General features: G+C 73.0%; 24 protein-coding genes, 1 pseudogene and 1 riboswitch. Of the genes and pseudogenes, 14 read left to right on the top strand and 11 right to left on the bottom strand.

What is annotated here, in order from left to right; translation table 11 throughout:
• Positions 1-48 precede the first annotated feature (48 nt).
• Both E4N63_RS01045 and E4N63_RS01040 read left to right on the top strand, forming a co-directional pair.
• Entirely contained in the window at positions 49-273 is a 225-nt protein-coding gene (locus tag E4N63_RS01045; RefSeq protein ID WP_230239662.1) for an antitoxin, read from the top strand.
• On the top strand, positions 270-644 hold the full coding sequence (locus tag E4N63_RS01040; RefSeq protein WP_125623369.1) for a fic family toxin-antitoxin system, toxin component: 375 nt from the start codon (positions 270-272) through the stop codon (positions 642-644). Before E4N63_RS01045 ends, E4N63_RS01040 begins: the two co-directional genes overlap by 4 nt.
• A 19-nt stretch (positions 645-663) precedes the next feature.
• Here the strand turns inward: E4N63_RS01040 and bioD are convergent, their stop codons facing one another.
• The 3 genes from bioD to bioB all read right to left on the bottom strand — a co-directional run bounded on the left by bioD (position 664) and on the right by bioB (position 4,119).
• Positions 664-1,386: a dethiobiotin synthase gene (bioD, locus tag E4N63_RS01035; RefSeq protein ID WP_125623368.1), complete on the bottom strand. Its 723-nt coding sequence runs from the start codon at positions 1,384-1,386 to the stop codon at positions 664-666.
• Between the two features lie 125 nt (positions 1,387-1,511).
• A complete protein-coding gene (locus tag E4N63_RS01030; RefSeq protein WP_230239661.1) occupies positions 1,512-2,864 on the bottom strand; it encodes an adenosylmethionine--8-amino-7-oxononanoate transaminase in 1,353 nt (450 codons plus the stop codon).
• Complete coding sequence (gene bioB / locus E4N63_RS01025) at positions 2,857-4,119, bottom strand: biotin synthase BioB (protein WP_125623366.1); 1,263 nt, start codon at positions 4,117-4,119, stop codon at positions 2,857-2,859. The genes E4N63_RS01030 and bioB overlap by 8 nt, the downstream gene beginning before the upstream one ends.
• Before the next feature lie 146 nt (positions 4,120-4,265).
• Here bioB and E4N63_RS01020 point away from each other — a divergent pair.
• Positions 4,266-5,422, top strand: a pseudogene (locus tag E4N63_RS01020) (8-amino-7-oxononanoate synthase).
• 74 nt (positions 5,423-5,496) lie between these two features.
• Here the strand turns inward: E4N63_RS01020 and E4N63_RS01015 are convergent.
• The 3 genes from E4N63_RS01015 to E4N63_RS01005 form a co-directional block, all read right to left on the bottom strand.
• Entirely contained in the window at positions 5,497-6,045 is a 549-nt protein-coding gene (locus E4N63_RS01015) for a C40 family peptidase (protein ID WP_230239660.1), read from the bottom strand.
• A gap of 3 nt (positions 6,046-6,048) precedes the next feature.
• A riboswitch (cyclic di-AMP (ydaO/yuaA leader) is annotated at positions 6,049-6,218 on the bottom strand.
• Positions 6,219-6,550: 332 nt separating this feature from the next.
• The gene (locus E4N63_RS01010) at positions 6,551-6,859 is read right to left on the bottom strand and encodes a hypothetical protein (RefSeq protein ID WP_230239659.1); all 309 of its coding nucleotides are present in this window, start codon (positions 6,857-6,859) and stop codon (positions 6,551-6,553) included.
• 3 nt (positions 6,860-6,862) lie between these two features.
• Complete coding sequence (locus tag E4N63_RS01005) at positions 6,863-7,498, bottom strand: ATP-dependent Clp protease proteolytic subunit (protein WP_230239658.1); 636 nt, start codon at positions 7,496-7,498, stop codon at positions 6,863-6,865.
• Between the two features lie 79 nt (positions 7,499-7,577).
• On the opposite strand from E4N63_RS01005, the gene E4N63_RS01000 reads away from it, so the two are divergent.
• The gene (locus E4N63_RS01000) at positions 7,578-7,883 is read left to right on the top strand and encodes a type II toxin-antitoxin system Phd/YefM family antitoxin (protein ID WP_125623389.1); all 306 of its coding nucleotides are present in this window, start codon (positions 7,578-7,580) and stop codon (positions 7,881-7,883) included.
• A 317-nt stretch (positions 7,884-8,200) separates the two neighbouring features.
• On the opposite strand, the gene E4N63_RS00995 is transcribed toward E4N63_RS01000, so the two are convergent.
• Entirely contained in the window at positions 8,201-8,899 is a 699-nt protein-coding gene (locus E4N63_RS00995; RefSeq protein WP_230239657.1) for a 1-acyl-sn-glycerol-3-phosphate acyltransferase, read from the bottom strand.
• Between the two features lie 232 nt (positions 8,900-9,131).
• On the bottom strand, positions 9,132-11,345 hold the full coding sequence (locus E4N63_RS00990) for a catalase (protein WP_230239656.1): 2,214 nt from the start codon (positions 11,343-11,345) through the stop codon (positions 9,132-9,134).
• A gap of 233 nt (positions 11,346-11,578) precedes the next feature.
• Between E4N63_RS00990 and E4N63_RS00985 the strand changes: the two genes are divergently transcribed.
• From E4N63_RS00985 to E4N63_RS00940, 10 genes are all read left to right on the top strand, one after another.
• Positions 11,579-11,920, top strand: a complete 342-nt coding sequence (locus E4N63_RS00985; protein WP_230239655.1) for a gas vesicle protein — start codon at positions 11,579-11,581, stop codon at positions 11,918-11,920.
• A gap of 14 nt (positions 11,921-11,934) precedes the next feature.
• Positions 11,935-12,426 carry a gas vesicle structural protein GvpA gene (locus E4N63_RS00980; protein ID WP_125623358.1) on the top strand — a complete coding sequence of 164 codons (492 nt, stop codon included), beginning with the start codon at positions 11,935-11,937 and terminating at the stop codon, positions 12,424-12,426.
• Positions 12,427-12,429: 3 nt separating this feature from the next.
• A complete protein-coding gene (locus E4N63_RS00975; RefSeq protein ID WP_125623357.1) occupies positions 12,430-13,170 on the top strand; it encodes a GvpL/GvpF family gas vesicle protein in 741 nt (246 codons plus the stop codon).
• Position 13,171: 1 nt separating this feature from the next.
• Positions 13,172-13,441, top strand: a complete 270-nt coding sequence (locus E4N63_RS00970; protein ID WP_125623356.1) for a gas vesicle protein GvpG — start codon at positions 13,172-13,174, stop codon at positions 13,439-13,441.
• A complete protein-coding gene (locus tag E4N63_RS00965; RefSeq protein WP_230239654.1) occupies positions 13,441-14,283 on the top strand; it encodes a histone protein in 843 nt (280 codons plus the stop codon). The genes E4N63_RS00970 and E4N63_RS00965 overlap by 1 nt, the downstream gene beginning before the upstream one ends.
• 6 nt (positions 14,284-14,289) lie before the next feature.
• Positions 14,290-15,303 carry an SRPBCC family protein gene (locus E4N63_RS00960; protein ID WP_125623355.1) on the top strand — a complete coding sequence of 338 codons (1,014 nt, stop codon included), beginning with the start codon at positions 14,290-14,292 and terminating at the stop codon, positions 15,301-15,303.
• A gap of 9 nt (positions 15,304-15,312) precedes the next feature.
• On the top strand, positions 15,313-15,690 hold the full coding sequence (locus E4N63_RS00955; protein WP_125623354.1) for a gas vesicle protein: 378 nt from the start codon (positions 15,313-15,315) through the stop codon (positions 15,688-15,690).
• A gap of 198 nt (positions 15,691-15,888) precedes the next feature.
• Positions 15,889-16,629, top strand: coding sequence for a GvpL/GvpF family gas vesicle protein (locus tag E4N63_RS00950; RefSeq protein ID WP_230239653.1), 741 nt, complete (start codon positions 15,889-15,891; stop codon positions 16,627-16,629).
• Positions 16,619-16,876 (top strand): gas vesicle protein, encoded by a 258-nt coding sequence (locus E4N63_RS00945; RefSeq protein ID WP_228430413.1) that lies wholly within the window; start codon positions 16,619-16,621, stop codon positions 16,874-16,876. Before E4N63_RS00950 ends, E4N63_RS00945 begins: the two co-directional genes overlap by 11 nt.
• Before the next feature lie 14 nt (positions 16,877-16,890).
• A complete protein-coding gene (locus E4N63_RS00940; protein ID WP_043462743.1) occupies positions 16,891-17,154 on the top strand; it encodes a gas vesicle protein K in 264 nt (87 codons plus the stop codon).
• A 278-nt stretch (positions 17,155-17,432) separates the two neighbouring features.
• On the opposite strand, the gene E4N63_RS00935 is transcribed toward E4N63_RS00940, so the two are convergent.
• The 3 genes from E4N63_RS00935 to E4N63_RS00925 form a co-directional block, all read right to left on the bottom strand.
• Complete coding sequence (locus E4N63_RS00935) at positions 17,433-17,591, bottom strand: hypothetical protein (protein ID WP_019708341.1); 159 nt, start codon at positions 17,589-17,591, stop codon at positions 17,433-17,435.
• 84 nt (positions 17,592-17,675) lie between these two features.
• Positions 17,676-18,626: a cytochrome c oxidase assembly protein gene (locus E4N63_RS00930; RefSeq protein WP_019708342.1), complete on the bottom strand. Its 951-nt coding sequence runs from the start codon at positions 18,624-18,626 to the stop codon at positions 17,676-17,678.
• Between the two features lie 132 nt (positions 18,627-18,758).
• Complete coding sequence (locus E4N63_RS00925; protein ID WP_125624959.1) at positions 18,759-19,784, bottom strand: 6-phosphofructokinase; 1,026 nt, start codon at positions 19,782-19,784, stop codon at positions 18,759-18,761.
• Positions 19,785-19,915 lie beyond the last annotated feature (131 nt).

Here is a 19,915-nt window from a genome sequence, read left to right as displayed (position 1 = left end):
GGCCGATACCCCTTGTTGATGATAGCGCGCAAGTGCTAGCTTGGTGGGGTGGCCAAGACCCAGCTGAACGTCCGTGTGGACGAGACGACCGCCGAGACCGCGCGGCAGCGCGCCCTCCAGCGGGGCGTGAGCGTGAACCGCTACATCGAGGAGCTCGTCCGGCAGGACGCCGGGGAGGCCGGCCGGGCCTTCGTCGAGGCGGCCGCCGACTTCATGAAGCAGTACGAATCGGTCTTCGCGGAGGAGTTCGGCGAGGAGCGCACCCGCCGTTGACCTTCCGTATCGATCTCTCCTGGCTGCTCATGGTGGCCGAGCAGAACACCCCCGGCGATCCGGCCGTGACCGACTGGGGCGCCCTGGTCGCTGCCGTCAGCCGGCACGAGGCGGAGATATTCGGCGTCCCGGTCTACACCGATCCGCAGAGCCGCGCGGCCGCCCTGCTGCAACTGCTGCTCCACGTGCCGGCGCTGGAGCGGTCCAACGCCGTGTTCGCCTCGGCCGTCGCCTACGCCTATCTCATCGCGAGCGGGCTGAAGGTCAGCACCTCGCCGGAGCAGGTCCGCGATCTCGCCCGCCTCGTCAAGGACGGGACCGCCGGTGTGGAGGCCATCGCGGAGGAACTGCGGAGCTGGAGCCTGGCGTAGCCGGCGGCCGGGCAGCGGCTCACCGCGGCGGCCGGTGGCGTGCGGTGAACTCCGCGGCGTCCCAGGTGCCCCCCAGCACGGGGTCGAGCCAGCGGCCGGCGCGGGCACGGAACTCCGCGGGCGGGAGGGCGCCGGCCCCGTGCGGGAGCGCGCCCAGCAGCGGGGCCCCGGCCGCCGCGGGCAGGTCGGCCAGATTGCAGCGCTCCGCCAGGCCCGGCTCGGCCGGCCAGCTGCCCAGGAGAACACCCGTGCAGTCCAGCCCCCGGGTGCGCAGGGCCTCCGCCGTCAGCGCGGTGGCGTTGAGGGTGCCCAGCCCGGCGGCGGCGACCACCAGCACCGGCGCGTCCAGCAGCCGGGCCGCGTCCGCCAAGGTCGCGCCCTCCCCGTCGTAGCGGACCAGCAGTCCGCCCGCGCCCTCGACCAGGACCAGATCGTGGCCGGCGGCCAGTTTCTCCGCCGCCTCGGCGATCTCCGCAGGCCGAACCGGGGGCCGCCCCGCCCGCCGGGCGGCCGTCGCCGGGGCCAGCGGTTCGGGGTAGCGCGCCAGCTCGGCCGTGGTGACGGGGCCGGCGAGGCGGGCGGTCTCCGCCGCGTCCCCCGGCTCACCGGGCGCCACGCCGGTCTGGGCCGGCTTGAGCACGGCGACGGTGCGGCCCGCCGCCAGCGCGGCGGCGGCCAGCGCGGCGGTCGCCACCGTCTTGCCGATCTCGGTGCCGGTGCCGCTGACGACGGTGACGGCCATGATCCCTCGCTCCGTTCCTGCCGCGCCGCGGTGCTGCCGCGCCGCCGTACGAGGGGCGCGCATTCCCGCGCGCCCCGTGTGTTCCGCGCCCCGGCCGCCTCGGCGCGGCCGGGCCGTGCGCGGGGTCAGCCCGCCGCTGCCGCCGCGTACACCGCCGCGCAGATCCGGGCCACGTCGTCCTCGCCGGTGACATACGGCGGCATCGTGTAGACGAGGTCGCGGAACGGCCGCAGCCACACGCCCTCGCGCACCGCGGCGCGGGTCGCCGCCCCCATGTCGATGTCGTGGTCGAGCTGGACGACGCCGATGGCGCCCAGCACCCGGACCTCCCGCACGCCGGGCAGCCGCGCCGCCGGGGCCAGCCCCTCCCGCAGCCCGCGCTCGATCCCGCGCACCTCGCCGCGCCAGTCCCGGGCCAGCAGCAGATCGACGGAGGCTCCCGCGACGGCCGTGGCCAGCGGATTGCCCATGAAGGTCGGGCCGTGCGCCAGCACCGGCACCTCACCGCGCGAGATGCCCTCGGCCACCTCCGCGGTGCACAGCGTCGCCGCCAGCGTCATCATCCCGCCGGTCAGCGCCTTGCCGAGGCACAGCACATCGGGTGCGACGCCCGCGTGGTCCGCGGCGAACAGTTCACCGGTCCGGCCGAAGCCGGTCGCGATCTCGTCCAGGACCAGCAGCACACCGTGTTCGTCGCACGCCTCGCGCAGCACCCGCAGATAGCCGGGGGAGTGGAACCGCATCCCGCCCGCGCCCTGCACCACCGGTTCGACGACGACGGCCGCCAGCTCCTCGGCGTGCCGCGCGACCAGCCCTCGCAGATGCTCCGCGTACGCCGGGTCCACGCCGGCGCCGAAGCCGGGCGGTGGCGCGTCCGCGAAGACCTGCCGGGGCAGCACCCCGGACCACAGGTGGTGCATGCCGCCGTCCGGGTCGCACACGGACATCGGCTGCCAGGTGTCGCCGTGGTAGCCGCCGCGCCAGGTCAGCAGCCGCTGCTTGCCGGGCTTCCCCAGCGAACGCCAGTACTGCAGGCACATCTTGACGGCCACTTCCACGGACACCGAGCCCGAGTCGGCCAGGAAGACGTGGCGCAGCGGCTCCGGGGTGATCTCCACGAGCCGGGTGGCGAGCCGTACGGCCGGCTCATGAGTGAGCCCGCCGAACATCACATGGCTCATCCGGTCCAGCTGCGCGTGCGCGGCTCCGGTCAGCGCGGGGTGGCCGTAGCCGTGCACGGCCGACCACCACGACGACATCCCGTCGACCAGCTCCTCCCGGCCCTCCGCCGGTTCGGCCAGCCGCAGCCGCACACCGGAGGCGGACTCGACGACCAGCGGGTCCGTACGGCCGGGCATCGGGCCGTACGGGTGCCAGACGTGCCGCCGGTCCAGCTCCAGCAGTTCGGCGGTGGACAGCGGCGCCGCCGCGGCGGGCCCGGCCGGGGCGGCCGGCGGTCGCGGGAGCGGCTCAGGCATTGGGCGGCAGATCGGTGCCCGCGCCGCGGCGGCGCACCGCCACCAGGCCGGTACGGGGAGCGCCCGCCGGTGCGGCGGCCGGTGGGGCCGGTGCACCGGCGGGCGCGGCGGCCGGGGCTGCGGCCGGAGCGGCGTCCGCACGCTCCGGGGCGGGCGCCCCGGCGGCCGGGGCCGCGGCCTCCTCCGCCGTCTCCCCGCAGGGCGCGCAGCCGCCGCCGTCGTGTCCGCCGCAGCCCGCCGCGGCCGCGCCCGCCCGGTGCTCCGGCAGGGTCACGGTGTCCGAGCTCTCCACCTCGAAGCCCGCGTCGGCGATCATGTCGAGGTCCGCCTGTCCCGCCTGCCCCTCACTGGTCAGGTAGTCGCCCAGGAAGATCGAGTTGGCGAGGTGGAGCGCCAGCGGCTGCAGGGACCGCAGATGCACCTCGCGGCCGCCCGCGAGCCGTACTTCCACATCCGGGCAGACGAAACGGACCATGGCCAGGATGCGCAGCGCCCGCTGCGGGGTGAGGTTCCATTCCTCGGCCAGCGGTGTGCCCTCGAAGGGGATCAGGAAGTTGACCGGCACGGAGTCCGGGTCCAGCTCGCGCAGGGCGAACACCACGTCGACCAGGTCCTCGTCGGACTCGCCCATGCCCGCGATCAGGCCGGAGCAGGCCGACAGCCCCGCGCCCTGCGCCTGCCGCACGGTGGAGACGCGGTCGGAGAAGTCATGCGTGGTGCAGATGTCCTGGTACGTCGCCTCGGACGTGTTGAGGTTGTGGTTGTACGCGTCCGCGCCCGCGGCCCGCAGCCGCTCGGCCTGACCGTCGGAGAGCAGCCCGAGGCAGGCGCAGACCTCCACGCCCTCGTTCCGCTCCTTGATGGCCGCGATCGTGTCCGACACCCGGTCCACGTCCCGGTCGGTCGGGCCGCGTCCGCTCGCCACCAGGCAGACGCGCTTGGCGCCACCGGCCACACCGGCGCCCGCGGCCGCGGCGGCCTCCTCCGGCTTCAGCCAGGTGTACTTGAGGATCTCCGCCTTCGACCCCAGCCGCTGCGAGCAGTACGAGCAGTCCTCCGGGCAGAGCCCCGACTTGAGGTTGACGAGATAGTTGAGCTTCACCCGCCGCCCGAACCACTGGCGGCGCACCCGCCCCGCGGCCGCCACCACGTCGAGCAGGTCGTCGTCGGACGTCGCCAGCACGGCGAGCGCCTCGTCCCGGGTGGGCGGCTCACGGCGCAGCCCCTTGTCCACCAGCGTTGTCAGCAGCTCCATGGCGGAGATCCTTGCCTACCGGAGGGGCCGCGGCCAAGGAGAGATCCCACAACACCGCAGGATCGGGGTGTGTGTATCGCCACACCGTGTCCCGTCCGGAGCCGGGCTAGGTTTTGGGCACACCCGACAGACGCGAGGGATGGCCGATGCCCCAGGACCAGGACGCCCAGGACCCGTTCGGATGGATCGACGAGGAGGCGGCCGCCCGGCGGCGGGCCGGTCTCGTCCGCACGCTGCGCCCCCGTCCCGCCGCGTCCCCGCTGCTCGATCTGGCGTCCAACGACTACCTCGGACTGGCCCGCCACCCCGCGGTGACCGCCGCGGCCGCGGACGCGGCCCGGCTGTGGGGTGCCGGTGCGACCGGCTCCCGGCTGGTGACCGGCAGCACCGGGCTCCACGCCGAACTGGAGGCGGACCTGGCGGACTTCTGCGGTTTCGAGGCCGCGCTGGTGCTGTCCTCCGGCTACGCCGCCAATCTCGCCGCCGTCACCGCGCTGACCGCGCGCGGCACCCTGATCGTCTCCGACGCCGCCAACCACGCCTCGCTGATCGACGGTTGCCGGCTCTCCCGGGCGGCCACCGCCGTCGTCCCGCACGCCGACCCCGGCGCCGTGGCCAAGGTGCTCGACGGGCACGAGGGCCGGGCCGTCGTCCTCACGGACGCGGTCTTCTCCGTTGACGGCGACGCCGCGCCGCTCGACCGGCTCGCCGCAGTCTGCCGCGAACGCGGGGCGGCCCTGATCGTCGACGACGCCCACGGGCTGGGCGTGCTGGGGAGGGCGGGCGCGGAGCCCCGTACGCCGCCGGGCTCGCGGGCTCACCGGACACGGTCGTGACCGTCACCCTGTCCAAGTCGCTCGGGAGCCAGGGCGGTGCCGTGCTGGGACCGGCCCGGGTGATCGAGCATCTCGTCAACACGGCTCGGGCGTTCATCTTCGACACCGGGCTCGCGCCCGCCGCCGCCGGCGGCGCGCTGGCCGCCCTCCGGCTGCTGCGCCGGGAGCCGGAGCGGGCGGCCCGTGCCCGTGCCGTCGCCGCCTCGCTGCACGAGCGGCTGTCGGCGGCCGGTCCGGCGTCCGTCCGCCCGGACGCGGCCGTGGTGTCCGTACGGGCGCCGTCCCCGGAGGCGGCGCTGCGCTGGGCGGCGGACTGCCGGGCCGGCGGGCTGGCGGTGGGCTGCTTTCGCCCGCCGTCCGTGCCCGACGGCATCTCGCGGCTGCGGCTCACCGCCCGCGCCGACCTGACGGAAGATCAGATCGACCGGGCGGTGGCCGTCATCGTCGCGTCGGCGCCCGCCGGCTGACCTGGCCGCCCCTTCCGCCGGCCGGTCCGCGTTCCGGCGTGGCGACGGCTGCGGGCGGGGCGGCCCGGCGGTGCTCAGCGCACCCGGCCGTAACGGACGCTCTTCGTCCAGATCTTCTCCAGCTTGACGACGGAGCCGGCCTTGGGGGAATGCCAGACCTTGCCGCTGCCGGCGTAGACGCCGACGTGGTAGACGCTGCCGCCGGAGTGGAAGAACACCAGATCGCCCTTGGCCCGCTTCGCGGCGGAGACGCGGCTGGTCTTGTTGTACTGGGCCTGGGCCGTGCGCGGCAGCTTCTTGCCGGCCTTCTTGTACGAGTACAGCGTCAGGCCGGAGCAGTCGAAGCGGTGCGGGCCCGCGGCGCCGTACTTGTAGGGGTCGCCCTTCTGCGCCGCGGCGACCGAGAGCGCCTTCGACCTGGCGGTGGCGGCCTGGGCCTCGGAGGCGGCGCCCGGTGCGAGGACGGTGCCGGCGACCGCGGCGAGGGTGAGCGCCGATACGGCGCCCGCGCGGGAGATGCGCGCGGTGGTGCCGGCGGACTTCCGGCCGGTGCCGGCGGTGCCAGTGGTGCTGGTGGTGCTGGTGGTGCTGTCGTGCGTCTGGACGTGAACGTGCGCGGACATGCGCAACCCTTCGTCAGCCGCCTGTGAAGGATGACCTGTCGGGTTCGGGCAGAACGAAGATGCCCGGCCGCGATCGCGGCTTCACCCCAAGGGCCGGCCGGAGGGTTCCGGCCGGGCCCGGCTTGCCCGGGTCCTCCACTCCTGCCGGTCCAGGGAATCGACCTGTCGCCCGGGACGGTGGCAGGACTCGGCGTCCGCCCGGACCGCCCCGCCTCGGCGGCGAGGGCTTGTCGTCTCAGCGATGGTTACGCACTCCAGGTCGAATTTCGTCACCGATCCGGCCGTATGTGAAAGTTCTCACTCTTGCCCCAACCAGGTGGAATGACCGTGTTGTTGGCGGCCAAACACGGTCCCCGGCCCCGCCCGGACCAGGCGCGATGCCCGGAACGGCCGAGGGTTCACCAACGCCGGGCGCACGCCGAACGGCCCGTCATGTCCCGCGGAGAGTAGCCCGGTCGGGGGAGGCCGGTCGGTGACGCGTGTCACGGGGCGCCGCGGCGTTCCGTCACCCGGGGTTCTCCGGCGGGAGGGTGACGCGCCGAGTCCTGCGTTCCCCGTCGAGGACGCGCAGGGCCCGGGCCAGGGTGGCCGCGTGCAGTTCCGTCTCGCCGCGTGCGTGCATCACGGAGAGCGCGTCGCGCAGCCGGACGGCCCGGTCGACCAGCGCCTGCGCGGCGCGCAGGCTGCCGTAGGTGTCGGTGCCCCGGGCCGGGTTGATCCGTCCCAGCAGGTCGGCCGCCTCCAGGTAACGGTCGATCAGCTCGCCCTCGGCGCGCGTGAGGGCGGGCAGCGGCGGCAGTTCGGGCAGGGACACGGCTCACCCCCGGTCCACGGAGGCGGCGGACCCCTTGCGGTTCGCGACGATCCGGTCGGCGAGTCCGTAGGCGACGGCCTCGCCGGCGGTGAGGATCCTGTCCCGCTCGATGTCCGAGGCGACGCGCTCGGCGGACTGCCCGGTGTGCCGCACCAGCATCTCCTCCAGCATGACGCGGGCGCGGGCCACCTCGCGGGCCCTGATCTCCAGGTCGTCCACCTGCCCCTGCACGGGTTCGGCCAGGGAGGGCTGGCGGAGCACGGCCCGGGAGCCCGGGAGCATCAGCCGCCGGCCGGGCTCCCCCGCGGCGAGCAGCACGGCCGCCTCCTCGGCCGCCTGTCCGAGGCAGATCGTCTCGATGGGGCAGCCGACGAAGAGCATCGTGTCGTAGATCGCGGTCATCGCGGTGAGGGAGCCGCCGGGGGAGTTGATGTACAGGGAGATGCCGCGGTCGGGCGCGGCGTGCTCCAGATGCATCAGCTGGGCGATGACGTCGTTGGCCGAGGTCTCGTCGATCTCGGTGCCGAGGAGGACGATGCGCTCCTCCAGAAGCCGGGAGTACGGGTCCAGCGTGCGGATCCCGCGGCTGGTGCGCTCGGTGAACTGCGGCAGCACGTAGCGGGCGGTCGGAGACTCCACGGCTGCTCCCCCTTCTTCCGTTGCGTGATCGCCGTTCCGGCGAAAATGTACGTCCTGTACGTCTCGTACGATGGGGAGCATGGCTTATGAGATTCCGGTGACGCAAGCCCGCGCGGAGCTGGCCGAGTTGATCAACCGTGTCGTCTACGGCGGTGAACGGGTGGTCGTGACGCGGCACGGCAAGCCGCTCGTTGCTCTGGTATCGGCCGCTGACCTGCAACTTCTGGAGCAGGAAGAGGCCGCCGCGGAAGAGCCGGTGATCAGCACGGTGTCAGCCCTCCGCCCCGGCCTCACGTCCGCTGCGGGCGAACGGAGCCGGTTCGGCATCGCGGCGGAGCACCGCGGCCCGGAGCCGGGCAATCCGCCGGGCGGGCACGGTCATTGACGGGCGCCGGCGGGGGGCCCGGTTGTGCCTCCGGGGCCGGGCCGAGCCGCCGGGAACCACCGCTGGGCCGGGCTGAGGCGGAACGGCGCGCCGCGCCGGGAAGTGGCCCGCACGTTCACCGCCGCCGTCCGGGGACTCATCGTCCGCCCGGCGCCGCCGGCGGGACACCTGCCGGGGAAAGGGAGGGCGCGGGGAAAGGGAGGACGGGGTACGTGGACCGCTGTCCATGGGCGTCCGGACCGGCACGGGCCGGCGCTCCGCAGCGCCGCGCACCCCGCGGGCGGGGAGTCTGTGCACCGCCGGGTTTCCCGGTGCGGTCAGTCCCGGGAGCCGGACCGGTCCTTCTGCTGCGCCTTGGCCTCGTTCGCGTAGAGGTCGACGTACTCCTGGCCGGAGAGCTTCATGATCTCGTACATGATCTCGTCGGTCACGGCGCGCAATACCGCCCGCTCGCGCTCCATGCCCGCGAAGCGGGAGAAGTCCATCGGCGCGCCGAAGCGGATCGTCACCCGGCCGGGCCGCGGCAGCCGGCGTCCCGGCGGCTGGATCTCGAAGGTCCCCTGCATGGCGCACGGCACCACCGGAACCCCCGCCCGGATCGCCATGACGGCCACCCCGACGCGGCCCTTGTAGAGCCGGCCGTCGTGCGAGCGGGTGCCTTCCGGATAGATCCCGAGCAGCTCGTCGCTTCCCAGCACCTTGAGCCCTTCGGTGATCGCGGTCTGCCCGGCCTGCCTGCCCGAGCGATCCACCGGGATCTGGCCGATGCTGCGGAAGAAGGCGGCCGTCAGCCGGCCCTTGAGCCCGGGGCCCGTGAAGTACTCCGCCTTGGCGAGGAAGGTGATACGGCGGTGGAGGATGGCCGGCATCAGGAAGTGGTCCGAGAAGGACAGGTGGTTGCCGGCGACGATCGCGGCCCCGTCCTCGGGCACATGCTCCAGGCCCTGGATCCGGGGGCGGAAGGTCAGCCGCAGCAACGGCCCGAGAAGCACGTACTTGAGCACGTAATAGAACACAGGTCGGCTCCCGACTGCACCGTATCGGCCCTGGGTCGCGTCCCGTGAGGTCCAGGGTGGAAGGAAGGGGATCAGTTTATGGGCAGGTGTTGCCGCGTGTGACCACTTCTGACCGGCCCCCTTCCGGGTCCGTTCGGCACTGGTCACGGGACGTCAGAAGTGCCGACGGCCCGGCCCGCCCGTGTCCGCTCCCGGACGGGCGGACACGGCGCGGAGCCGGGCAGGACGCGGCTCAGACCGTGGCGGGGAAGCGGTCCCACACCCGGTGCCGGGCCAGCAGCCGGACGACGCCGTCCAGGACGTCACGGCCGTTGTCGCCGCCGACCACCCCGTGCGCGCCCGGGTCGATGCCCGCCGCCTCCCAGACCCGCCCGGCGTCCGCCCAGCCGCCGACGGCCTTGGCGTGCCGGTAGGCCTCGGCGGTCATCAGCAGCACCCGCGGGTCGACCGGCGCACCGGCGCCGCCGTTCCCGGCCTTGGCGTCGCGCGCTCCGTGGGCGTCCGCCCCCGCGGCGGGGGCTCCGGCCAGCAGCAGGGCGTCGAACTCGACGGAACGGGCGTTGGCGAACGTGCGCTGGACGGTGACCGGCTCCCCGGCCCCGTCCTCCAGCACGCCGCCCCGGGGAGCGATGACCAGCGGCACCATGCCCCGGTCGAACACCGCCTGCCGGACGGCCCGTACGGAGTCCAGGTCACCGCTCTCCCCGGTGACGATGCCGACGACCCGCCCCGCGACCGGCCACTCCTGCCCGACCTGGGACAGCGCCGGGCTGGGCTCCACCTCGGCCAGGGGCTCGGACGGTTCCGGGGCGGGCAGGCCGAGCCCGTGCGCGACCTCCTCGCAGAGGCGGGGGTCGATGTTGGCCAGGGTGCGCAGGACCCGTTCCTTCACCGTGTTCTCGTAGCACTTGCTCAGCTCGAAGGTGTACGCGGCGATTACATGCTCACGCTCGACCGGTGAGAGGCTCAGCCAGAACTGCCGCGGCTGGCTGAAGTGGTCGTCGAAGGAGGCCGGTGCCTCCCGTCCCCGCGGCGCGGCCGGCACCTCCACCGGCACCTCGGTGTAACCGCCCGCGTCCGCTCCGGCGGTGAACGGGCAGCCGCCGTCGAGGGAGTTGGGCCGGTACGGTGCCACCCCGCGGTGCACGGCGGTCTGGTGCATCCCGTCCCGCAGCATGTCGTTGACCGGCGCGTGCGGGCGGTTGACGGGGATCTGCGCGAAGTTGGGGCCGCCCAGCCGGGAGATCTGGGTGTCGAGGTACGAGAAGAGCCGCCCGGCGAGCAGCGGGTCGTCGGTGACGTCGATGCCCGGGACCAGATGGCCCGGGTGGAAGGCCACCTGCTCGGTCTCGGCGAAGTAGTTCGAGGGGTTGGCGTTCAGCGTCATCAGCCCGATCGGCTGCACCGGTGCCAGCTCCTCCGGCTCGATCTTCGTCGGGTCCAGCAGGTCGATGCCCGCGAAGGTCTGGTCGGGGGTGTCGGGGAAGGTCTGGATGCCGAGTTCCCACTGCGGGAAGGCGCCGGCCTCGATCGCGTCGGCGAGGTCCCGCCGGTGGAAGTCGGGGTCGGCCCCGCCCACGATCTGCGCCTCCTCCCAGACCAGGGAGTGCGCTCCCAGCTTCGGCTTCCAGTGGAACTTCACCAGAGTGGTGCCGCCCGAGGCGTCGGCCAGCCGGAAGGTGTGGACGCCGAAGCCCTCCATCATCCGGTAGGAGCGCGGGATGCCGCGGTCCGACATGTTCCAGAGCGTGTGGTGGGTGGCCTCGGTGTGCAGTGAGACGAAGTCCCAGAAGGTGTCGTGCGCGCTCTGCGCCTGTGGGATCTCCCGGTCCGGATGCGGCTTGCCCGCGTGGATGATGTCCGGGAACTTGATGGCGTCCTGGATGAAGAACACCGGGATGTTGTTCCCGACGAGGTCGAACACGCCCTCGCCGGTGTAGAACTTCACGGCGAAGCCCCGGGTGTCCCGGACGGTGTCCGCGGAGCCCCGGGAGCCGAGCACGGTGGAGAACCGGACGAAGACCGGCGTCTCGGCGTCCTTGGCCAGGAAGGCCGCCTTCGTCACGCCGGCCGCCGTGCCGTAGCCCCGGAAGACCCCGTGGGCGGCGGCGCCGCGGGCGTGCACCACCCGCTCGGGGATGCGCTCGTGGTCGAAGTGGGTGATCTTCTCCCGCAGATGGTGGTCCCGCAGCAGCACCGGACCGCGCGGGCCGGCCTTCAGGGAGTGGTCGGTGTCCGGCAGCCGGAGTCCCTGGGCGGTGGTCAGATACGCGCCGCCCTGCGCCATCGCGGCACGGTCCGCGCCGGTGGCCCGACCGGTGGGGCCGACGGTCTCCGGGCCGCTCTGGTCGGGCTTGGGCGGCAGCGGTTCGCAGGGCTCGGTGGGCTCCTCCAGCGGGGGCGTCTCGCTGCCGGGACGTCCGGGAAGGGGGTGGCGCTGGTCCATCGTTCGTTCCTCCGTGCCTCACGACGACAACGCCTTGCGCGTGACCTGAGGGCGGTGCCCCAAACCCTGTGGCGGCCCGCGGGGTTCGGACGGCCGGCCCTGTTCACCGAGGGGGCCCGTGGGCCCCGGCTCACGGGAGACGCGGGCCGCCGCTCCCCGGGGCGAGGCCCCGGTGATCCGTCCGGCCCATCAGCGTGTGCGGCCCCACACGCCCTGTGAACACACTGGTGCGCATGGCAGCAGAGCAAAAGGTACGTACGCGGCGTACCGGTACGAAAACGTCCGAGCCGCGACGGGAGTCCCGCGCCGGCCCGGTGGAAGCGGCCCAGAACGCGTGCCGCGATCTGGCCGGTCTGATCGGTTACCCGGCGGAAGGCGTGTCCGCGGTGTGCCGGACCGAGGACGGCTGGCGGGTCGACATCGACGTCCTGGAACTCCAGCGCGTTCCCGACACCACCAGCTTGCTCGCCACCTACCAGGTGGATGTCGACCAGGCAGGAGAACTGCTCCAGTACCGCCGGGTCCGCCGCTTCCGGCGCGGTGCGTCGGACGACTGGCCCGCCGGCCACCCCTGAGAGGACCTCCCCTCATGACCACGACCACCTATAACGACGGCATGGTGTGTGTGCCGCGCGCAGGCACGCTCTACGACACCCTCGAACTGATCCTCGATCGCGGCATGGTGATCGACATCTTCCTCCGGGTCTCCCTGGTCGGCATCGAGATCCTCAAGATCGACGCGCGCATCGTGGTGGCCAGTGTCGACACCTATCTGCGGTTCGCCGAGGCCTGCAACCGCCTCGATCTGGAGTCCGACAACCGCAGCCGGACCGTCCCCGAGTTGTTCGGCGGTGGCGCCGGTGTGGCGGGCGCGGTCGGCAGGAAGAAGACGCGCAAGGCCGCCGGATCGCTCGGCGAGAAGGTACGGGACGTGGTCGGCGGCGAATCCGAGGCGGACGAGGGGAACGGGACGGAGGCGGAGGAGCGGCCCGCACCGCGCAAACGCACCGCCTCCCGCCGGCGCACCGAGTCAACGGCGAGCCGCGGCACCACCGGTACCCGCTCGTCGAAGAAGGGCTGAACCGTGAGCGCACCGGGTCTCTACGTCTACGGCGTCGTCCGGGCCGGACGCGCCCTGCCCGCCGGGCGGAGGGGGGTCGGCGACCCGCCCGGACCGCTGCGGCTGATCGGCCACGGCGGGATCGCGGCGGTCGTCAGCCCGGCGCCGCCCGGTCTCCGCGCACGGCGCCGCGATCTGATGGCACACCAGGAACTGCTGCTCGACCTCGCCGCCGGCGGCCCCGTGCTCCCGATGCGGTTCGGAATGGTGGCGCCCGACGAGGACACCGTGCTGCGGGACCTCGCCGCCGGCGAACGGGAGCGGTCCGCCGCGCTGACCCGGCTCGACGGCCGGTGCGAACTCAACCTCAAGGCGTCGCCGGTGGAAGGCGGGCTGGCCGCGCTTCTGCGGGAGGACGAGCGGGTCCGGCGGCTCCGGGACGAGGTGCGCGGCCGCCCGAGTTACCAGGGCAGCCTCCGGCTGGGCGAGTCGGTGGCCGCGGGGCTCGCCCGCCGGGCGAAGACCGCCACCGACCAGGTGCTGCGCGCCTGTGCCCCGCTGGCCGAACAACTCGTCGAGGGCCCCGAGGTACAGGGGTGCGTGCGGAACGTCTCCTTCCTTGTCGGCCGGGACCACGAAGCCCCGTTCCGGGCGGTGGTGGAGCGCCTTGCCGCCGAGCACCGGGACGCGGTGGAGCTGCGGCTCACCGGACCGCTGCCCTGCTACAGCTTCGTCGACCCCGCCTCCGTACCGGCGTCGGCCTGAGATGGGACTCCTGACCGAGCTGGTCCTGCTTCCGCTGGCCCCCGTGCGGGGCGTCGCGTGGATCGCCAACCGCATGACGGACGCCGCGGAGGACGAACTGCACGATCCCGCGGCCGTCCGCGCGCGGCTCGTCGTGCTCAACCAGGCACTGGAGAACGGGGAGATCGGCATGGAGGAGTTCGAGCGCGAGGAGGAACGACTGCTGGATCTGCTGGACCGGCGATCCGGTACGGCCGTGGTAGGAGCGGAAAGAGGAACGGGACACCACTGATGAACGAGAACACCAAATCCGCCCTGGCGGCGGGCGTCGTGGGGGGCTACCTCCTGGGACGCACCCGGAAGGCGAAGCTCGTCCTGGGGCTGGCCTCCTTCCTCGTCGGCCGGGGAATGGGGATCAGCCCGCAGAGCCTCGTCACCGACGGAGTGCGCAAACTGACGTCGTCCCCACAGCTCGGTTCACTGGGCGAGCAGGTGCGCGGGGAACTGCTGGCCGCGGGCAAGGCAGCGGCCGCCGCCGCGGCCAACCGCCGGCTCGACTCGCTGGCGGACGCCATCCAGGAGCGGACCCGCGCCCTCCAGGAGGACACCGAGGAAGGCGAAGAGGAAGAGGAACCGGAGGAGGAAGGCCCCGAGGCCGAGGAGGAAGAGGAGGAGCCCGAGGAGGAGGAAGAAGAAGAGGGCCCCGAAGCCGAGGAGGAGGAAGAGGAAGAAGACGAGGAAGAGGAGGAGCCCGAGGAGGAGGAAGAAGAGGAAGAAGAAGAGGAGCCCGAAGCCGAGGAAAAGCGGCGGCCCCCCAAATCCGGCGGAGAACGGGCACGGGAGAAGCCGGAGGCCCGGAAACCGGCCCAGAAGAAGCCCGCTGAGAAGAAGCCCGCGCGGAAGAAGGCACAGCCGAAGAAGGAAACCGCGGAGAAGCCGGCCGCCAAGAAGCAGGCCGGCGGGGGAGCCCGGAAGAAGGCCCCGGCGAAGAAGGCTCCGGCGCAGAAGAAGCCCCAGGCGAGAAGAGCTCCCGCCAAGAAGAGCGCTCCGGCGAAGAAGACCGCAGCGAAGAAGTCACCTGCTCGCAAGGCCGCGGCGGAGAAGTCGGCCGCCCGGTCCGGCCGTCGGAGGTAGCGGATCATGCCCGAGAAGGACCAGAACGGGAACGGCTCCGGTGTCGAGCGGCTCCGTAAGGAGTTCGGTGACTACCTCGGCGCCAAGTCGCAGCGGTTGGTGGAATCGGCGGGCGGCCGGTTGTCCGATCTCACCGGACGTCTCACCGACGCGGCCGAGAACGGCGGCTCGCTGCCCAAGGTCGGCGCCCGCGTGCTGGGCGGGGAATCCCCGGCGAAGGCATTCATGGGCGAGAAGGCCAAGGGAGTGAAGGACAACGTCGTGGGCAAGGCCAAGGAAGCGGTCGGTGCCGGGGGCGGCGAGAGCAAGGGCAAGAAGAAGCCCGGTGACGTCAAGGTCACGAATATCGTCGAGACCCTCGACGTCGGCCTCTCGCTGCGCACCTGCTACGACTACTGGTGCCAGTTCGAGGACTTCAGCGACTTCATGAAGGGCGTACGCCACGTCTCCAAGTCGGACGAGGTGACCTCGGACTGGAAGGCCAAGGTCGGCCCGTCGACCCGCGGCTGGCAGGCGACGATCGACGAGCAGATTCCGGACGAGCGCATCGTCTGGAACTCCGAGGGCGCCAAGGGCACCACCCGGGGATGCGTCTCCTTCCACGAACTCGCGCCGAATCTGACCCGCATCGTGGTCGTCGTCGAGTACTACCCCTCCGGCTTCCTGGAGAAGACCGCCAACATCTGGCGGGCCCAGGGCCGCCGGCTGCGGCTCGACCTCAAGCACTTCCAGCGGTACGTGACGCTGGGCGCGGAGGAGGAGCCCGAGGGCTGGCGCGGCGAGATCCGCGACGGCGAGGTGGTCCGCAGCCACGAGGACGCGATGGAAGAGGAGAAACGCGAGGGCGAGGAGGGGGAGGAAGAGCAGGAGGGCGAGGAGGAGCCGGAGGGCGAAGAGGGCGAGGAGGAAGACGAGGAGGAAGAAGAGGAGGACGAGGAGGACGAATACGAGGACGGAGAAGAGGACGAGGAGGAGGACGAAGAGGAGGAGTACGAAGCGGAGGACGAGGAAGAGGAGTGAGCGGGCACCATGACCACGACGATTGAGACCCCGCACACGCCGGGTTCCGGCGCCTGCTGCACCTACGGCCCCACCACGGCCAACCTCGCCGACATTCTCGAACGCGTCCTCGACAAGGGCATCGTGATCGCCGGTGACATCAAAATCGACCTCCTCGACATCGAACTGCTGACGATCCGCATCCGGCTCTTCGTCTCCTCCGTCGACACGGCCCGCAAAGCCGGCATCAACTGGTGGGAGACGGACCCCGCGCTCTCCACCCGCGCCCAGCAGGACCGGCTCACCGAGGAGAACCAGGCACTCCGGGACCGGATCGAGGCACTGGAACAGGGCTCCGGGGAGCCGGAGGAGCGGGGCGCCGGACAGAGGGGGCGTGCCCGGGCATGACCGCGATCCCTCCCCGTCCGCCACCGCTCCCGCCGGCGGCACCCCGAGATCCGGGTGGTGCCCGCCGCCCCGGCCCCCGCCGGCCTCCGCCGGGTCCACGCTCACCTGCGTCTTCGTGGTCTGCCGGGGCGGCGATCCCGCCCCGGCCCTCGCCACCACCCCGGCCACCACGGCGGAGGGCCCCTCCGGGCCCTCCCCGTGGGCGCGTTGACGGCGGTCGTCCAGGACGTGCCCGCTGCCGCGTTCTCGGAAGAGGCCCTGCGGAAGCGGCTGTCCGACCCCGGCGAGCTGGAGCTCTGCGCCCGGGCGCACCACGCCGTGGTGGCCGCGGTGGCGGACCACGCGTCCGCGATCCCCTTTCCGCTCACCACCCTCTACCGCGAGGACGGACGCGTCCGCGCGGCGCTGCGCGCCAAGGAGCCGCGGCTGCACGCCGTGTTCGACCGGATCGCGGGACGCGTCGAGTGGGGGGTCAAGGTCTACGCCGCTCCGCTCCCCGCCGCACCCGAGACCGGCGCCCGGACCGCTGCCACCCGGGACCCGGGAACCATCGCGGAAACCGGCACGGCCCCGGACCGGGGGACACCCGCCCCCGGCACCGGCCGCGCCTACCTGGCGCGGGTCCGAGGCCGGCACCGTGCGCGGGAGGAGCGGCAGAACGCCGCCCTCCGAGCGGCCGAGCAGGTGGATGCCGCCCTGCGCGGCATCTCGGCCGCGGCCCGGCGCCTGCGCGTCCACGACGTCCGGCCGGCCGGCGACCCGCGCACCCAACTGCTGAACGCCGCCTATCTCATCGACCGGGACCGCGACGAGACGGTGGCCGCCACCCTCCGGCGGCTGCGCGCGGACCCCGGCACCGCCGGCGTGCACATCGAGGTCACCGGGCCCTGGGTGCCCTACTCCTTCGCGGCCACCGGGGACGGCGACGATGACGGCTGACACGGCGGCCCGGACGGCCGCGACCACCGCGCTCTCCTGGGACGAACGCCCCGAGGGGGCCGCCGGCCCGATCGGCGTACCCCTGGTGGACCTCCTGGACCGGGTGCTTGCGACCGGTGTCGTCCTCAGCGGCGACATCGTCATCGCCATCGCCGAGGTGCCCCTGGTGCGGGTCTCCCTGCACGCGCTGCTCTCCTCGGTCAGCGAGCGGATGCCCGCCCCGTGGCCCGACGAGGGACCGCTGTGAGCGGCGGCCGGCGGATGGACGTCGAGCCCGACACCGTCGCCCGGGACCTGGTGGCCCTCGTCCTCACCGTCGTCGAACTGCTCCGGCAGCTGATGGAGCGGCAGGCGATCCGCCGTGTGGAGGAGGAGGACCTCACCGAGGACCAGATCGAGCGCATCGGGACGACGCTGATGCAGCTGGAGGAGCGGATGGCCGAACTCCGCGAACGGTTCGGGCTGCGCCCCGAGGACCTCAACCTCGACCTGGGCCCCCTGGGAACCCTGCTGCCCCGCGACTGATCCCGCCCCGTTCCCCGTTCCCGCGCCGTGCGGAACCGGGGACGGGGCACTGCCGCGCCGGGCCGGTTCGGCGCGATCTCTCCGGCGACGTCCCGCGGGGCGCTCCGTTGCGGACGTCCTGGGCCGCTGGGTCACTGGGCCGATGAGAACCCGCGGCGAACCACTCGTTCAGACGCTGCCCGGCCGGTGACCGGACGGCTCACCACCGGACCTTGTCGCCCGCCGTCCGCACCGGGGACAACGGCGGGCCCGGGGGCCCCGTACGCCGCCGCGGTGGCTCACCGGCTCCGCAGCGCCACCGCGCCGGCCGTGACCCCGGCCAGCACGATCCAGCCGAACCACAGCCAGCCGCTGCCGCCGAGGGCCGCCGTGTACGCGGTCACCACGACCAGGGCGGCCACCGTGGCGACCGTCAGGGTCTTCACCGATCCGGACATGCCGCATCCTCCTCCCGGCGGTCCCCGCGCGGACGCGCAGACCGCGGCCAGGAGTCCATCGTCACCCCGAAACGGCCTCCGCCGCTACCGACCGCGTGACTGGAGTGACGCCAGGTAGGCGTTGTAGGCGGTCAGCTCCTGGTCGCCGTCACGGTCCGCGGCCCGGTCGGAGCGCCTGGCCTGCCGCTCCTCCGAGCCGTGCCACTGGTAGAGCAGGGCCACCAGCACGATCACCGAGGGGATCTCGCTGAACGCCCAGGCGATGCCTCCCGCCGCCTGCTGGTCGGCCAGCGCGTCGAGCCCCAGCGACACGGGCGGATCGGCGTACGTCCCGACCATCGGCGCCGTCGCCATCATCAGCGCGATGCCGAAGAACGCGTGGAACGGCATCCCGGCGAAGAGCTCCAGCATCCGCATGATGTAGCCCGGACGGTGCGGTCCCGGGTCCACGCCCATGATCGGCCAGAAGAAGGCCAGGCCCACCGCCAGGAAGTGCACCATCATCGCGATGTGCCCGGCCGTGCTGCCCATCAGCCAGTCGAAGAGCGGGGTGAAGTACAGCCCGTAGAGGCTCGCGATGAACATCGGGATGGTGAACGCCGGGTGCGAGATGATCCGCACATAGCGGCTGTGCAGCAGCGCCACCAGCAGCTCCCGCGGGCCGCGGTGGCCGCGCCGCGCCGTCGGCAGGGCCCGCAGCGCGAGCGTCACCGGCGCGCCGAGCAGCAGCAGGATCGGCGAGACCATGCTGATCACCATGTGCTGCACCATGTGCACGCTGAACATGACCATGCCGTACTCGTTGAGCCCGGTGGACATCACCAGCACGATGCTGGCCAGACCCGTGACCCAGGCGACCGTGCGGGCCACCGGCCAGGCGTCACCGCGCCGCCGCAGCCGGAGCACGGCCCAGCCGTAGAGGGCCAGCGCCACCAGGCAGGCGGCGAGGAAGAACGGGTCGCCCGTGAACTCCATGCCCCGGGCGAGGGTGAAGGGCGGCAGGTCCATGGTCATGCCGTGTTCGCCGTGGTCCATCCGCTCTCTCCTCTTGCGCGGGAATACCGCTTTCGCGGGGGTTCCGCGCGATCCGCGCCCTCCGCAGCCACCAGAGTAGAACCGCCCCCGGCCGGAACCCCGGCCGGGGGCGGTCCGGAGCGTCCCGGCCGGTCAGAGCACGGTCTCGGCCTCGGCATACCGCTCCCGCGGCACGGTCTTGAGGGACTCCACCGCCTCGGCTATGGGGATCAGCCGGATGTCGGTGCCGCGCAGCGCGGTGATCCTGCCGAACTCCCGGCGGTGCACGGCCTCGACCGCGTGCCAGCCGAAGCGGGTGGCCAGCACCCGGTCGTAGGCGGTGGGGGTGCCGCCCCGCTGGACGTGGCCGAGGATGACCGGGCGGGCCTCCTTGCCGAGCCGGTGCTCCAGCTCGGTGGAGAGCTGCCGGGCGACACCGGCGAACCGCTCGTGCCCGTAGATGTCCTTGCCGCCGATGTCGAAGTCCATCGAGCCGGCGCGGGGCTTGGCACCCTCGGCGACGACCACGATCGCGAACTTCTTCCCGGCCAGGAACCGCTTGCCGACCCGGGCGGTCAGCTCGTCGATGTCGAAGGGCCGCTCGGGGACGACGATGGCGTGGGCGCCGGCCGCCATGCCGGAGTGCAGCGCGATCCAGCCGGTGTGCCGGCCCATGACCTCCACGATCAGCACCCGCTGGTGGGACTCGGCGGTGGTCTTGAGCCGGTCCAGCGCCTCGGTGGCGACGCCCACCGCGGTGTCGAACCCGAAGGTGACATCGGTGCCGGCGATGTCGTTGTCGATGGTCTTGGGCACCCCGACGATCGGCAGCCCGGCGTCGGAGAGCAGCCGCGCCGCCTTGAGGGTCCCCTCGCCGCCGATCGGGATGACGGCGTCCAGGCCGAGCTCCTCGACATGGCCCCGGGCCCGCTCCACCCCGTCCACCAGATGGGCCGGCTGGACGCGGGACGAGCCGAGGATGGTGCCGCCGCGGGCGAGAATGCCGCCCACCGCGTCCAGGTCCAGCGTGCGGTAGTCGGCCTCCAGCAGGCCCTTCCAGCCGTCGTTGAAGCCGATGACCTCGTCGCCGTGGTCCGCGACGGCGCGGTGCACGACCGACCGGATGACAGCGTTCAGACCGGGGCAGTCGCCGCCGGACGTGAGCACACCAATACGCATGGCGTATCCAAACCTCTGCAACTCAACCGGAGACCGGACGCCGTCGTCCGGTTGGATCCCCGCCACCCTACAAGCGCGGGGTGGCGGGGCGGGGCGTTGTCCGAGGAGCGGACCGGACTGTTCATCCCGCC

It is taken from the genome of Streptomyces sp. MNU89 (assembly GCF_020982505.1).
GTDB classification, from domain to species: Bacteria; Actinomycetota; Actinomycetes; order Streptomycetales; family Streptomycetaceae; genus Streptomyces; species Streptomyces xinghaiensis.
The sequence above is the reverse complement of the archived record's forward strand: the minus strand, read 5'-3'. Positions and strand labels throughout refer to the sequence as shown.

Coding starts and splice junctions, on each gene's coding strand:
- E4N63_RS00980 (WP_125623358.1), top strand. CDS start 11,935: ATGACCACGACCACCTATAACGACGGCATGGTGTGTGTGCCGCGCGCA.
- E4N63_RS00940 (WP_043462743.1), top strand. CDS start 16,891: ATGGACGTCGAGCCCGACACCGTCGCCCGGGACCTGGTGGCCCTCGTC.
- E4N63_RS00965 (WP_230239654.1), top strand. CDS start 13,441: ATGAACGAGAACACCAAATCCGCCCTGGCGGCGGGCGTCGTGGGGGGC.
- E4N63_RS00990 (WP_230239656.1), bottom strand. CDS start 11,345: ATGGACCAGCGCCACCCCCTTCCCGGACGTCCCGGCAGCGAGACGCCC.
- E4N63_RS00955 (WP_125623354.1), top strand. CDS start 15,313: ATGACCACGACGATTGAGACCCCGCACACGCCGGGTTCCGGCGCCTGC.
- bioB (WP_125623366.1), bottom strand. CDS start 4,119: ATGGAGCTGCTGACAACGCTGGTGGACAAGGGGCTGCGCCGTGAGCCG.
- E4N63_RS00970 (WP_125623356.1), top strand. CDS start 13,172: ATGGGACTCCTGACCGAGCTGGTCCTGCTTCCGCTGGCCCCCGTGCGG.
- E4N63_RS00930 (WP_019708342.1), bottom strand. CDS start 18,626: ATGGACCACGGCGAACACGGCATGACCATGGACCTGCCGCCCTTCACC.
- E4N63_RS01000 (WP_125623389.1), top strand. CDS start 7,578: ATGGCTTATGAGATTCCGGTGACGCAAGCCCGCGCGGAGCTGGCCGAG.
- E4N63_RS00925 (WP_125624959.1), bottom strand. CDS start 19,784: ATGCGTATTGGTGTGCTCACGTCCGGCGGCGACTGCCCCGGTCTGAAC.
- E4N63_RS00985 (WP_230239655.1), top strand. CDS start 11,579: ATGGCAGCAGAGCAAAAGGTACGTACGCGGCGTACCGGTACGAAAACG.
- bioD (WP_125623368.1), bottom strand. CDS start 1,386: ATGGCCGTCACCGTCGTCAGCGGCACCGGCACCGAGATCGGCAAGACG.
- E4N63_RS00945 (WP_228430413.1), top strand. CDS start 16,619: ATGACGGCTGACACGGCGGCCCGGACGGCCGCGACCACCGCGCTCTCC.
- E4N63_RS01030 (WP_230239661.1), bottom strand. CDS start 2,864: ATGCCTGAGCCGCTCCCGCGACCGCCGGCCGCCCCGGCCGGGCCCGCC.
- E4N63_RS00960 (WP_125623355.1), top strand. CDS start 14,290: ATGCCCGAGAAGGACCAGAACGGGAACGGCTCCGGTGTCGAGCGGCTC.
- E4N63_RS01015 (WP_230239660.1), bottom strand. CDS start 6,045: ATGTCCGCGCACGTTCACGTCCAGACGCACGACAGCACCACCAGCACC.
- E4N63_RS00935 (WP_019708341.1), bottom strand. CDS start 17,591: ATGTCCGGATCGGTGAAGACCCTGACGGTCGCCACGGTGGCCGCCCTG.